Here is a 12,952-nt window from a genome sequence, read left to right on the forward strand (position 1 = left end):
CACATCAGCATTATGAATAACAAAGGCGAGAACGTGCTGGCCGATGCGAATGGCGATGATTCCGCGTTACTTAAGCGTGCGCTTGCCGGGATGATTGATCTGATGCCCGCGTCGATGGCGCTGCTGGCGCCAAATGTGAACTCTTATCGTCGCTTCCAGTCGGGGATGTATGTCCCTACCCAGGCTTCCTGGGGGCATAACAACCGTACTGTGGCGCTGCGCATTCCCTGCGGCGATCGTGATAATCATCGGGTTGAATACCGTGTGGCGGGGGCAGATGCCAACCCTTATCTGGTGATGTCGACCATTCTGGCCGGGATCCTCCATGGTCTGGATAACGAGCTGCCGTTACAGGAAGAGGTGGAAGGTAACGGACTGGAGCAGGAAGGTTTGCCGTTCCCGATCCGTCAGAGCGATGCGCTGTGGGAGTTTATGCAAAACGACAGTCTGCGTGAATTATTGGGGGAGCGTTTTAGCCACGTGTATCACGCCTGTAAAAACGATGAATTAATCCAGTTTGAACGTCTTATCACCGACACTGAAATTGAGTGGATGTTGAAAAACGCCTGACCGTCGTACAGATCATTTAAAAAGAAGTCGCATCATGCGGGCTGAGCGGAGCCAGCCCGTAAAAATTGCAGGAATACCTGCCATTTCCCGGATGTCGCGTAATGGAGCGCGGGCGACAACGGGTCTTCAGATAACCGACAGAGTTTGTGACGAGGAAATGTGATGATGCCAGTGTTTAAAAACCAGCCCCGCGTGAGCATCCATGGCTCCTGCAGTAAGTACGGACCACACCTTTGCCGTACGACATTGACGCCTTACTTTTGGAGATCCGCCCCGACACGACTCAGGTTTGCGTTACCAACGTTTCGAACGCAGACCTGGACTCGTTGCGGGGAGGATCGCTATGTCGACTAATTCTCCTGTGGACGTTGCAGCCCAGCCGGGCAAAACACAACTGCGAAAATCCCTGAAGCTGTGGCAGGTGGTGGTGATGGGGTTGGCCTATCTCACGCCGATGACGGTGTTTGACACCTTTGGGATTGTTTCGGGCGTCAGCAATGGCCATGTTCCGGCCTCCTATCTGCTGGCCCTGGCGGGGGTGCTGTTCACCGCCATCAGTTACGGTAAGCTGGTACGCCAGTTTCCGCAGGCCGGTTCGGCCTACACCTACGCGCAAAAAGCCATTAATCCGCACGTGGGGTTTATGGTTGGCTGGTCGTCGCTGCTTGACTACCTTTTCCTGCCGATGATTAACGTCCTGCTGGCGAAAATTTACCTCTCCGCGCTGTTCCCGGAGGTTGCGCCATGGATTTGGGTGGTGATGTTCGTGGCGATCCTCACCGCGGCCAATTTGAAAAGCGTTAATCTGGTGGCGAACTTCAATGCGCTGTTTGTGCTGGTGCAGGTGGCGATAATCGCCGTGTTTATCTTCCTCGTAGTACAGGGACTGCATAAAGGCGAAGGGGTCGGCACCGTCTGGTCGTTGCAACCATTTATTAGCCAGAATGCACATTTGATCCCGATTATCACCGGGGCGACTATCGTCTGCTTCTCGTTCCTGGGCTTTGATGCGGTGACGACGCTTTCTGAAGAAACGCCGGATGCGGCGCGTACCATCCCGAAAGCTATTTTCCTCACCGCCCTGTACGGTGGGTTGATCTTCATTGCCGCTTCGTTCTTTATGCAGCTGTTTTTCCCGGATATTAGCCGCTTTAAAGACCCGGATGCGGCGCTGCCGGAGATTGCGCTGTATGTCGGCGGCAAACTGTTCCAGTCCATTTTCCTGTGTACGACTTTTGTGAATACGCTGGCGTCAGGCCTGGCGTCGCATGCCAGTGTATCTCGTTTGCTGTACGTGATGGGCCGGGATAACGTCTTCCCGGAGAAGTACTTCGGTTATGTTCATCCGAAATGGCGCACCCCTGCGCTAAACGTCATTATGGTCGGCATTGTGGCGCTGTCGGCCCTGTTTTTTGACCTGGTGACCGCCACGGCGTTGATTAACTTTGGCGCGCTGGTGGCCTTTACGTTCGTCAATTTGTCGGTGTTTAACCACTTCTGGCGTCGTGAAGGGCGTAAACATACCTGGCAGGAGAAACTGCACTATCTGGTATTGCCAATGGTTGGCGCCGCCACGGTTGCCGTACTGTGGGTCAATCTGGAGGTGACATCGCTGACGCTGGGACTGGTATGGGCCGGGTTAGGGTTGGTGTATCTCGCCTGGCTGACCGGACGTTTTCGTAAGCCGCCGCCGCAGTTTGACGCGGCGAAAACTGAGCGGGCCTGGGAGTAATGGAAGCGGAATCAACAATAGCTTTCGGCTGAATTGGGCTAAAAATAAAATACGTTATGCCGCGGCAGACAGTTGCGGCATAGCTGCTTTAATTAATGTACAGCTTGCATTAGGCAATAAAAAAACCGGCACGGGAGCCGGTAAGTGAATCAATGTTGTAAGATAATTATTATTATAATAACTGAATTACAGTTGAGCTAACTCTATAGGAACGGGTTTTCCTATATGGTATCCCTGTAACCAACCAATACCCATCGTGATTAGCATCTTTTCAATTTCCTCATTTTCAACAAACTCCGCGACGACTTCCATTTTTTTCAGTTTCGCCACTTCGCAGAATGATCTGACCGCGCATCGACTAAACTCATCGGTCAGAATATTACGGATGAATGAGCCATCAATCTTCAGAATGTCAGCGTCTAACGTTCGTAAACGAGAATAACTGGATGCTCCGGTTCCAAAATCATCAATAGCAATTTTTGAACCGGCTTTACGTAATGCTCTCAGAACATCAGTGACATTGGCGTTATCAATGATATCTGATTCAATGACTTCAAAAATGATACGTTCCGGTGCGATGGCGTATTTTCTAAACAAGGTGAAAACATTATCAAGAAAATCAATTTTATTAAGCGAATCTGGGGTCAGGTTAATAGAAAAATGGCTGTTGGGTTCAGATTTCTGCCGTGACTGTATAAAACGAAATGTCTGTTCAATCACGGTGATATCCAGCGCAGGGAGTAGTCCTGCCTCGCGTGCAACTGGTAGGATGGTATCTGGAAAGATTAATTTACCATCAACCATTTTTATCCGAATAAGTATCTCGTGATAACGTGTCAGTCCAGTGGTTGACACGATCGGTTGAACAACCAACATTGTTGATACGATAGGTTGAGCCATAAGTTCAAACGATTGTCTGTCGATAGCTTTTTGCAACATATGACGAATCACAGCCTGACTGACAATTCTATCACCCGGCATTTGTGGGTTGAGTAATAACGGTTGCCCCTGCATCAACGAGATGTAACTTTGGGTATTAAGCTGCTTAATAGCTAGCGATAAATTTTTAATCAGGTTTTTCTCAGTGGTATACGCCATACCGCAAGATAACCCCAATTGGTAGTCTTTCCAGATAAAACGGAAAGAGTTCAGTTTTTTATACAGTTCAGAAATGTCAGGTATGGCATTAAGGCGAAGAATTATCCCGTGACCTGGGGCATAATAGATATTATCGTCACCGCTTATTAATTTACGCACATAGGTGCTTAACCCTTTTACAAACTCAAAACGGAACTCGATACCATGCGTTTGCTCTAGCGTGTTCAGTTCAGTACAACGGATGTAACACAGACACTCAGTTGAGTATTTACGAATATCCATTTGCAGGGCCTGAAAGTTAGGCAGTCCAGTATTAGGCTCTGATCTAAAAAGTTGTTTGAGGCGTCGGAGGTATTTTCGGTTACGAATGGCAAGTACACCAGCAACGACAATCGTCAGCGAAAAGACAAACACGATCGTAGAAGAAATCACCAGACTATGTAAATAGTTTTTATCGTCAGCGGGTGGGATATAACTATTTATGTTATATCCTAGCAAGATGAGCATCGCTACCCAAACAGGGGATATGAAAGCATGACCAATACAGATCACTCCCCATAGCATGAGCGGAAGAAGCCACAGTAATGAGTAGTCAGTAAATATGAGTATATCCTGTCTGCTGACAATCAAAGCGGACATAATGCAGACTAACAGGACCAGCCATAATACTTGACCTAAAATAGGTGGGCCGGATTTTATCAATGTCTTCACATGCCTGATGTGTAAAATACACCACACTGGATTTTGAACGCTTCTGAGCAACAGGTAACAAAAAGGGATCCCTGTCAGGCAAGAGTTCATCAACCACTGCAAGTTAATTAATGTTTGCAGTGTAAAAAGATGAGTCATTGGTTCAGAAATAACTTGCGACTGGAACCAGTGTTCAATCGAGATAAAGAGTAAGGAATTGCAGCACACCAGCCAAACAATACGTAGGGTTGTAAGCTGGCTGCGGCCAAAGCTTACGGCACTTCGTTTACCTGTCGAGAACACATAGAATGTCTGGCTAATGAGTGCGGCCAGTACCTGAGCTGATAACGTTAGCAGCGAATCTAATGAGTAAGAGTAGAGCGCATACAAGAAAAAGGCACCTAAAATGGGGAATGCCTTTTGCCTGTATAAAACCAGCAATGCGGAAATGAGAGGTAAAGTGAGATCGTAAAAATGCAGGGTTACACCCGCAATATCTTCCTGCTTACTGAGATGACCAGCGACAAACTGTAAAGCAAAAAATGCGATGCCTACACAAAAATAGTCTTTAAATGTATTAACGAAATTTATATTTTCCGTTTTTTTTAACGATATCATCATGCGCAATTCTCAGTGAGTTATCACCGCTCTCAATGTAAGCAAGCTACTTAAAACCTGTTAGCCCGGGTGCTGAAAATGTGTATTTTTGGATGTTCTTGCTAATTGAAATCTATTTGAATAGATGTTATGTAAATTTTTAAGCGTAATCCTTGATAATTTTCTGGTGCGACACAACGCAAGAGAGAAGAATTTTTCTGACTGCGCTGGTAATAAAAATGCCGTCAATAGCATTTATTTCATACAGAATATACGATCGATAAAAACGATCAATATAAATATTTTGATAGATTTAAACGATAGGTTTGGCAGATCGTAAATACGATGAAAGATCGATGAAAGCTATTGAAGTGTTATTAATTAGTATTATTTATTTCATTATTGTTAATTTTGTTGCTTTGTTTTTTAAGTTACTCTGTGGTCATACCTTTCTAAGGAAATCTTTTTTTGTGGCCAGGAACGCGAGTCTTCCCACTCTCCTGCAAAACATGCCATCGCGAATGATTAACAGGGCTGCTGCTGCGTCGCGCAGTGAATTCCAACGCCGCCAGCCGATTGACCGACGGCCCGCACAGGCACGTGGCGAGTAGCATACCCAATCCTTGCCTGACGAACGAATATCTTGTCATCATGGGAATAATCTTTGCGTATTTTCACCTGACTGCAGGCGAATAAAATAATAATAGATAATAACGCGTGTGCGCATAATTTTATTAAATAATTAAGTTATGGATGGTGCTGGCTGATATTAAAACTTCTCAGCTATATATAATTTATATTTATTAACTCTATTTTACCATGCAGGTTTACGTTGAGGCCGCCATCTGGCGGGCCTTGGCGCAGATTGTGATCAGACCGAATGTTCTGCTGTATTTATCAATGTCGCCTATCGCGTGGACTATAGTAAAGATGGCCGCTATTTCTCATCATTAATAACCGTGAGTGGGGGACGTGAATGAAGAAAATACTGATGTTAGTTGGCGATTATGTCGAAGATTATGAAACGATGGTTCCTTTCCAGGCGTTGCAAATGCTGGGCCATCGTGTTGATGCAGTCTGTCCGGATAAGCGTCAGGGGGATTACGTTCAAACGGCGATTCATGATTTTGATGGGGCGCAAACCTACAGCGAAAAACCGGGACACCGTTTTACGTTGAATGCGAATTTTGCCGAAGCACGGGCCGTTGATTACGACGCGTTGGTGATCCCCGGCGGGCGCGCTCCGGAATATCTCCGTCTGAACCCGGAGGTCATTCAACTGGTGCAGGATTTCAACTCAGCGGGTAAACCTATCGCCGCCGTCTGCCATGGCCCTCAGCTATTGGCGGCAGCAGGGATATTAGAAAACCGTACCTGTAGCGCCTATCCGGCCTGCGCGCCTGAAGTGCGTTTGAGCGGCGGACATTATGCGGATATCGGCATTGATCAAGCCTACGTCGACGGTAATCTGGTGACTGCGCCAGCCTGGCCCGCGCATCCGCAGTGGCTGGCTAAATTTGTTGAAGTATTAATGCAGCCAGCGGCAAAGTGATGAGCAAGTCGGTATAACCTCCCGGCTATACCGACCACACATCTTACCTCTTCATGAGTGCGAACACGCCCCAGCCGATGTATTCCCGGGTGAAGGTGACGTGGCGTCCCGGTGAACTTCTCAGTTGCTCCCTGACTTCAGTTGCAAACTCATCGTCCTGATTAGCTTCCAGCCAGCGGCGCATCGTCAACCATTTTGCCGCCTCGTACCTGTCCCAACCTTCCTGGTCAGCCAGAACCATTTCAACCACGTCATAGCCGAGCGGGTCAAAAGAAGCAATGAGTTCCGCCAGGGAAAGAAAATCGGCGACAGCGGTCGCGCCGCAGGACTGGGCGATTTCCTCTGTTGCGGGTATCTGGCGCCAGTACGGCTCACCGATGAGTATGATTCCGCCAGGCTTAAGACTCTGCTCCAGTTGTCTGATCGTTCCGGCGACGCCGCCTGCAATCCAGGTTGCGCCCACGCAGGCGGCAATATCGCATTTTTCTTCAGCGATATAGCCCGTTGCATCGGCGTGGACAAAACTCACCTGCTGACTGACGCCCAGTTCTGCTGCGCGCAGCGTTGCCTGCTTGCTAAACAGCTGGCTCATATCGATACCGATGCCAAAAATGCCATGATCGCGCGCCCAGGTGCACAACATCTCGCCCGAGCCGCTGCCGAGATCCAGAATGCGGGTTCCCGGTTCCATGCGCAGCACCTGGCCTAACGTGGCGTATTTCTGCGCGGTGAACGGATTATGGATGCGATGAGCGCTTTCGCTGATAGTAAAAATTTTTGGGATATCCATCTCTCTCTCCTTAGCGATTATCCAGTTGGGCGCGAACGTTGTTCAGCCCGGTAGTATTGATGCGATAGGGCTGACCATTGACAGATTTGATCAGCTTTTTGGTTCTGAGTTTTTTGAACACGGCGAGGGTGCAGTCGCAGAGCAGTAGTCCTTCGCGGCTGTAGCATTCGACGGAGGTGACGCGGCCTGAGGCGTCGCGGACGTGAACGATACGACCACCTTTGGCGAGAACGTGTAAGGTACGTTGTTCCTGACGGGATAAATTCATACTGGAAAACCTGTTTAATCATCATGTGCAAAACGTGCAAACACACTGCGGTGTCCGCATTCGATTTCGGCGCATTGATAACCAGTCCGTCCTGAAAAGGTCGGCAAGCTGATTATCTGATGATTACATTCTCCAGCATCAAAGCCTCGGGTTGAGTTGAAAGGTATTTACCTGATGAATCATACCAGCCAGAATCTCCAGAGAAAACTCCTTGTACATAAAATGTGATCTATAGCGAGTTATAGCGTTTAGTGACTTTATTAACTGCAAATTTTTGTTATGTCAGGTGTCTATTAAAATATTAAATTAATTTGATATTCTGTCTGCGCATAAGGTGTTATCTGTGGTAACGCGGCACTGTGAGCGCATTTGGGGCCACGCAATTGATTAGGATGGATTAATCTTTTTGTCACTTTATTTGCTGTTTTGATAAGGCGTTTTTTATTATTTTAATGTTTTTCGACCGAATTTGTGATTAAGTGATTTTAGGAATTTTCTTAATGCGATGAATTGTGTATACTCGGTTCCGCAAGAAGCTCTTCCGTTATCACTAAAACTATAAATCTGTCCTTAACACCCGTATTACCTCTGCCCTGAATCTCTTCTCAGGGCAGAGGTTTTTTTTGCCGGTGCAGGATTTTATTAATCACCAATATATACCAATACTATGGTAGGTAATTTTTAAAATTAACGGTTAGGGAAGTATTATCCATCGATAATAAGGTAATGTCGAATAGTATCATAATGAATCTATTTACCAGGGGACTATATAGCGTTTCTTATAATTCACGGTTTTTCAGTATGATAGAAATTTTTGCTATTGATATAATTGTGAGTTTGCTCACGGATTTTAGTGCGCTAAGTGGCTATTTCTAGAGAAGTGCAAACGGTTGCATGTTGCTGACACCGTATTCGTTCATTAAAAAAATATAGCAATGCTATCTCTTGGGCCGGTATAGAGAAGTGGAGTCTAAATGATTTCTATTATCTCTTGGGCTTACGAGTGCCGTTTATGATTTCTGTTAGCTAAACACCATGGGAAATAGCAGTGAACATGGACAGGGAGTATGGTTTTACCCATCAGTAAGGCGTTTTTGTCACCGACGTAATGACTCATTTCATTATATTCATATATATACCCGTCATACTTCGAGCTGCATGTGCGTTGGCTTTCCTCGCTCGCCCAGTCACGTACTTATGTACGCTCCTGGGAATTCGCTGCGTCGCCGCCTTCCTGCAACTCGAATTATTTAGGGTATAAATCAACGTCGTAATGCTCATAAAATCAGCGTTCCGGGATGAACGCTGATTTTATCTGGTTCCCTGTTTAATATCACTCGCGCTGTACGCGAGCCCCTCTCACAGTATTTCGTCAATAAAATATTAAAGGACCTCCTGGAATGGATATTGTTGAACGTTTTATCAACTACACCAAAATTAATACCACGACTTCAAGAGAAAATGGCGCAAATGGGATAATGCCTTCTTCTGCTGGTCAAATGGTACTGGCAAAACTGCTTGCAGCAGAACTTGAAGCATTAGGAATGGAAAACATTGAGGTCAGGGATACCGCCATCGTAACGGCGACACTGCCCGGGAACACCGATGACACGGTTCCTGTCGTTTCATTCTTTGGACATCTGGATACCAGCGCGGAACAGACTGCGGACACAAATGCGCAACGTCTTCACTATAGCGGTGGGGATTTGTGCCTGAACAAAGAACTGAATATTTTTCTGCGCGAAAGCGAGTTCCCGGAACTGAAAAATTATATCGGTGATGATCTATTGGTCACTGACGGAACCAGCCTGTTAGGGGCTGATGATAAAGCAGCCATCGCCGCAATTATGAACGCATTACAGTATCTGGTCGCACATCCGGAAATCAAACATGGACCGGTGAAGGTGGGTTTTGTGCCTGATGAAGAGCAAGGATTGCGCGGCGCAAAAGCTTTTGATGTTGCCAGCTTCGGCGCTGATTTTGGTTACACCCTGGATTGTTGCGGTATCGGCGAGTTTGTTTATGAGAACTGGAATGCGGGCGATGCGGAAATCATCTTTACCGGCCAGTCTGCGCACCCCATGTCAGCCAAAGGTAAGCTGAAGAACTCGCTGCTGATGGCGCATAAGTTTATTGCGATGCTGCCTGGCGGAGAAGCGCCTGAATATACGGAAGGGCGCGAAGGTTATTACTGGGTTAAGCAGTTGCAGGGTAACAGCGCCCGCACGGTGCTTAAGCTGGATATCCGCGACTTCACTGAAGAAGGCTATAAGGCGCGTATGGCATTTATCCGTCAGCTTGCCGTCAGTACCTGCGCACTATGGGGCGAAAATAGCGTGGTCTGTCATTTAGCCGATCGCTATGCGAACGTGTTCAATAGTTTGCAGGGTGATGCTCACTACCCGATTGATATTGCATTACGCGCCTATCAGAAATGTGGGATTACCCCGGCACCTGTCGCCATGCGCGGCGGATATGATGGTGCGGTTTTATCGCAGAAAGGATTGCCTTGCCCGAATATTTTTACCGGCGCCCATAATTTTCACTCTATTTATGAATATCTGCCGGTGCGTTCACTACGGGCCGCCAGCGATGTCGTGGTTGCGGTCATTGAGGAAACCTTTGCTGAGTTCACGCAGCGGAGAGCTCAGTCATGATTCAGGTGTTAATTGCCCTGCTGGTTATCGTGGTGGTCGCTCGTCTGATTCTGAAAGGTTATCGTGCGGAACCCGTGCTATTTATTGCGGGTTTGGTGCTGATGATTTGCACCGCTCTCACCGGGTGGGGTTCCGTACTACCGAAAGGCGTTGCTGGCACGGGGATTTCCTTTCTCGATCCGTTCGAGGTTATGCGCGATCTCTTCAGCACGCGAGCCGCCGATCTTGGCCTGATGATCATGGCGCTGATGGGATTTGCGCACTACATGGATCATATCGGCGCCAATGAGGCGGTGGTGCGTGTCGTCACAAAACCCCTGCGTGCGCTGCGTTCGCCCTATATTCTGCTTTTTTTCTCGTACCTGCTCGCCAGTCTCCTGCAGTTAGCTATTCCTTCAGCCACTGGACTCGCCGTACTGCTGATGGGAACAATGTTCCCCATTATGCTGGGATTAGGGCTTTCCGCTGCCTCTGCTGCCGGGGTAATTGCCACCTCGCTGGGCGTGGCGTATACCCCAACGGCAATCGATGCTATCAGGGGATCGAAAGCGGTCAATATGGATGTGGTGGAATACGTGGTCTACCACCAGGGACCGGCTGCTCTGGCTACCGTTTTGGTCGTGGGAGTCTGCCATTTTTTCTGGCAGCGCTATTGCGACCGTAAAGCGGGGACCTTACCACGGGAAATCGGGAGCGCTGAAGTGACTGACTCAGGAACTGCGCCCGCATTTTATGCGCTGCTTCCCATGCTTCCAATACTGATGGCAGTGGGATCCTCTGAAATGTTCGTCAGTGGTATTAACCTGAATATCATTACCATTGTGCTTATTTCAATGGCTATTTGTATGTTGATTGAATGGCTGCGGGTGCGAGATTTAAAGGCGGTGTGCGAAGGATTTAGCCATTTTCTGAAAGGAATGGGTACTGCCTTTACCGGTGTGGTAGGCCTGCTGGTTGCGGCGGGGGTTTTTGCTCATGGTATTAAAGTCATTGGTGCGATTGATCAATTAATCCTGATGGCCGAACACGTGGGATTGCCGCCATTTGCCATGGCGGTGGTGTTTGCGCTGGTGACGCTTGCGGCGGCTATCATTATGGGATCGGGTAATGCGCCATTTCTTGCGTTCGTTGAGCTTATCCCGCAAATCGCTGCCAGTATGGGGGCGAACGCCGTGGCCATGATTCTGCCGATGCAGCAGGCATCGCATATGGGACGGGCCATTTCACCGGTATCTGGCGTCGTGATCGCCGTTTCCAGCGGGGCAAAAATAACTCCATTCGATGTGGTTAAACGTACCGCCGTACCGTTGATTGTCGGCTTTGTTACGCATACGCTAATCATCGGTATTTTCTACTAACAATTGCAGGCCCAGACAAACCTCCGGTTTATTGAATCTGGAGGTTTTCTGGTTTGATACATTGTTGTATTGATTACGCGGGATAATTATTAGTTTTCATCTTTATCGAGCGATTCTTATTATTTGTGGTCAATCTTGTTAACTATAAATGATTAATAAAAATAATGTGTTTCATGGCTCTTTTTTTACATTGAGATAAATTAATCTGGATCATATTATGCAGGTTTTAGTTGTAGTAGGTTTTTAAATTGAGTAGTAACAAATTAAATACAATAATGATTTTTCTGGGTAGGTTTTAAGTGGTAAAAAATTTAGGAAAAGTGAGTAAATCGAGGCATCATTATCAGGATGAGCTGGAAGCGTTCACCTGGAGCGCGTTAGTGGCAATTGGTATCGCATTACAGGATCACAAGATCCACTCTAAAATGTCAGAGCATATTTTTATTATGCATTGGTTGGCCATCGCAAAAAAAAGAAAACTCTTTTCACGAAGTGTGGCCAATGAGCTTCAATGGTTAATTGATGAAGGTAAGAAAAAAAGCATCAATGCACAACTAAAATTTAAAATAGAATACTTGTACGCCACCTCAAGTGGTGATGTGACAATGCAAAATGATTATTTTAAATTCACCCACACGATTGAAATGTTGAGAAATAATGGATGGCAGAACTTTCTACTCACACCAGAGAAGTGGCGTGACCTGCATGATAAGATTAAAGTGAGAAAGGGTAACTTTATTTTTATGGACGATACCAGACTCCAGGAGTGCTTTGGTGCTCAGGGCGAGATAGTCAAACCTTTCTGTATCCGGGTGTATGGCGATGTTGAGTTCGCAAAATTAACCTTCATCAAACACCACCTGCCGGTAGAGTTTGTGAAAGATATTTCAAATGAATTTCATCACTTCCAGTTTCTTACTGATAAGTAATGATTAGAACAAGTTATGAACAGAGAATTGTTAAAGCAAAAGTTAGAGATCGAGACCGAATGGATTAGGCTGTCTGAAACCGCTGACAATTTATCTATATCTTTTCGGGGCATTCTCGAGATTGGCGAAAGTTCTTCTGCGCCAGATAACAGCACGCCGCTACTCCGGTTAGAAAATGAAATGGCGACAATTGCAGTTGATTCAATGTCATGGGTAAGGGTGCCGGCAGATCGTCAGGAAAAAGTGACCGTCTATATTCTCTGACGTTTGGCTGGTGCTTTGTTCGCTTGATGCCGGTCAGATACGGCTATCTGGCCCATACTCAGTGGCGCATTGTATTTAATATAACTACTTTTTCATCCATAAATAATATTAATGTTGGTTTTTTTATAGTGTAATTGCTCCCGGTAATAAAACGGCGATTTGCCGCCATGTGTACCACGGTGTACGTAATTTATTATGCTAAGTTGAGCGGGGATACTTTCTCATAATTAACCATTTTATAGGTTAAGATATTACGTGGCGTGTCGATAACAATTTAGTCATAGATGATTGGCTAATTGTTATGGAGATGTTCAAATGTTAAAGAATATGAGGATTAAAACCAGTCTGTTATTATTGCTTTTGGTATTTACCTTTATGCAGTTCCTTTCTAATGGGTTTGAGTTGGTCGATCTCAAAGGAAATCAAAAAAGTACCCTTCTACTGCAT

General features: G+C 46.5%; 10 protein-coding genes and 1 pseudogene. 8 read left to right on the forward strand and 3 right to left on the reverse strand.

Features of this window, described 5'->3' with window-relative positions:
- Together KQJ18_RS15985 and KQJ18_RS15990 are read left to right on the forward strand one after the other, a co-directional pair.
- Positions 1–570, forward strand: a pseudogene (locus KQJ18_RS15985) (glutamine synthetase); the annotation flags it as partial.
- A gap of 343 nt (positions 571–913) precedes the next feature.
- Positions 914–2,302, forward strand: coding sequence for an APC family permease (locus KQJ18_RS15990; RefSeq protein ID WP_038637934.1), 1,389 nt, complete (start codon positions 914–916; stop codon positions 2,300–2,302).
- A 186-nt stretch (positions 2,303–2,488) separates the two neighbouring features.
- Here KQJ18_RS15990 and KQJ18_RS15995 read toward each other — a convergent pair whose 3' ends face one another.
- Entirely contained in the window at positions 2,489–4,711 is a 2,223-nt protein-coding gene (locus tag KQJ18_RS15995; protein WP_216422295.1) for an EAL domain-containing protein, read from the reverse strand.
- A gap of 332 nt (positions 4,712–5,043) precedes the next feature.
- Here KQJ18_RS15995 and KQJ18_RS16000 point away from each other — a divergent pair, with 332 nt between their 5' ends.
- Positions 5,044–5,298, forward strand: coding sequence for a hypothetical protein (locus KQJ18_RS16000; RefSeq protein WP_216422296.1), 255 nt, complete (start codon positions 5,044–5,046; stop codon positions 5,296–5,298).
- 365 nt (positions 5,299–5,663) lie between these two features.
- Positions 5,664–6,239: a DJ-1/PfpI family protein gene (locus KQJ18_RS16005; protein ID WP_087857002.1), complete on the forward strand. Its 576-nt coding sequence runs from the start codon at positions 5,664–5,666 to the stop codon at positions 6,237–6,239.
- A gap of 43 nt (positions 6,240–6,282) precedes the next feature.
- Here KQJ18_RS16005 and KQJ18_RS16010 read toward each other — a convergent pair whose 3' ends face one another.
- Positions 6,283–7,029, reverse strand: a complete 747-nt coding sequence (locus tag KQJ18_RS16010; protein WP_174330380.1) for a class I SAM-dependent methyltransferase — start codon at positions 7,027–7,029, stop codon at positions 6,283–6,285.
- A gap of 10 nt (positions 7,030–7,039) precedes the next feature.
- A complete protein-coding gene (locus KQJ18_RS16015; protein ID WP_042310296.1) occupies positions 7,040–7,297 on the reverse strand; it encodes a YjhX family toxin in 258 nt (85 codons plus the stop codon).
- 1,400 nt (positions 7,298–8,697) lie between these two features.
- Between KQJ18_RS16015 and pepT the strand changes: the two genes are divergently transcribed.
- From pepT to KQJ18_RS16035, 4 genes are all read left to right on the forward strand, one after another.
- Entirely contained in the window at positions 8,698–9,954 is a 1,257-nt protein-coding gene (gene pepT, locus KQJ18_RS16020) for a peptidase T (RefSeq protein ID WP_038637948.1), read from the forward strand.
- A complete protein-coding gene (gene dcuC, locus KQJ18_RS16025; RefSeq protein ID WP_038637951.1) occupies positions 9,951–11,312 on the forward strand; it encodes a C4-dicarboxylate transporter DcuC in 1,362 nt (453 codons plus the stop codon). Before pepT ends, dcuC begins: the two co-directional genes overlap by 4 nt.
- A gap of 320 nt (positions 11,313–11,632) precedes the next feature.
- On the forward strand, positions 11,633–12,241 hold the full coding sequence (locus KQJ18_RS16030) for a DUF2913 family protein (protein ID WP_275435567.1): 609 nt from the start codon (positions 11,633–11,635) through the stop codon (positions 12,239–12,241).
- A 15-nt stretch (positions 12,242–12,256) separates the two neighbouring features.
- Positions 12,257–12,505, forward strand: coding sequence for a hypothetical protein (locus tag KQJ18_RS16035; protein WP_069323896.1), 249 nt, complete (start codon positions 12,257–12,259; stop codon positions 12,503–12,505).
- The last annotated feature ends 447 nt before the right edge of the window (positions 12,506–12,952 follow it).

Source organism: Citrobacter sp. S55_ASV_140, assembly GCF_018919505.1.
Taxonomy (GTDB): domain Bacteria; phylum Pseudomonadota; class Gammaproteobacteria; order Enterobacterales; family Enterobacteriaceae; genus Citrobacter; species Citrobacter werkmanii.

Coding starts and splice junctions, on each gene's coding strand:
- pepT (WP_038637948.1), top strand. CDS start 8,698: ATGGATATTGTTGAACGTTTTATCAACTACACCAAAATTAATACCACG.
- KQJ18_RS16010 (WP_174330380.1), bottom strand. CDS start 7,029: ATGGATATCCCAAAAATTTTTACTATCAGCGAAAGCGCTCATCGCATC.
- KQJ18_RS16015 (WP_042310296.1), bottom strand. CDS start 7,297: ATGAATTTATCCCGTCAGGAACAACGTACCTTACACGTTCTCGCCAAA.
- KQJ18_RS15990 (WP_038637934.1), top strand. CDS start 914: ATGTCGACTAATTCTCCTGTGGACGTTGCAGCCCAGCCGGGCAAAACA.
- dcuC (WP_038637951.1), top strand. CDS start 9,951: ATGATTCAGGTGTTAATTGCCCTGCTGGTTATCGTGGTGGTCGCTCGT.
- KQJ18_RS16000 (WP_216422296.1), top strand. CDS start 5,044: ATGAAAGCTATTGAAGTGTTATTAATTAGTATTATTTATTTCATTATT.
- KQJ18_RS16035 (WP_069323896.1), top strand. CDS start 12,257: ATGAACAGAGAATTGTTAAAGCAAAAGTTAGAGATCGAGACCGAATGG.
- KQJ18_RS15995 (WP_216422295.1), bottom strand. CDS start 4,711: ATGATGATATCGTTAAAAAAAACGGAAAATATAAATTTCGTTAATACA.
- KQJ18_RS16005 (WP_087857002.1), top strand. CDS start 5,664: ATGAAGAAAATACTGATGTTAGTTGGCGATTATGTCGAAGATTATGAA.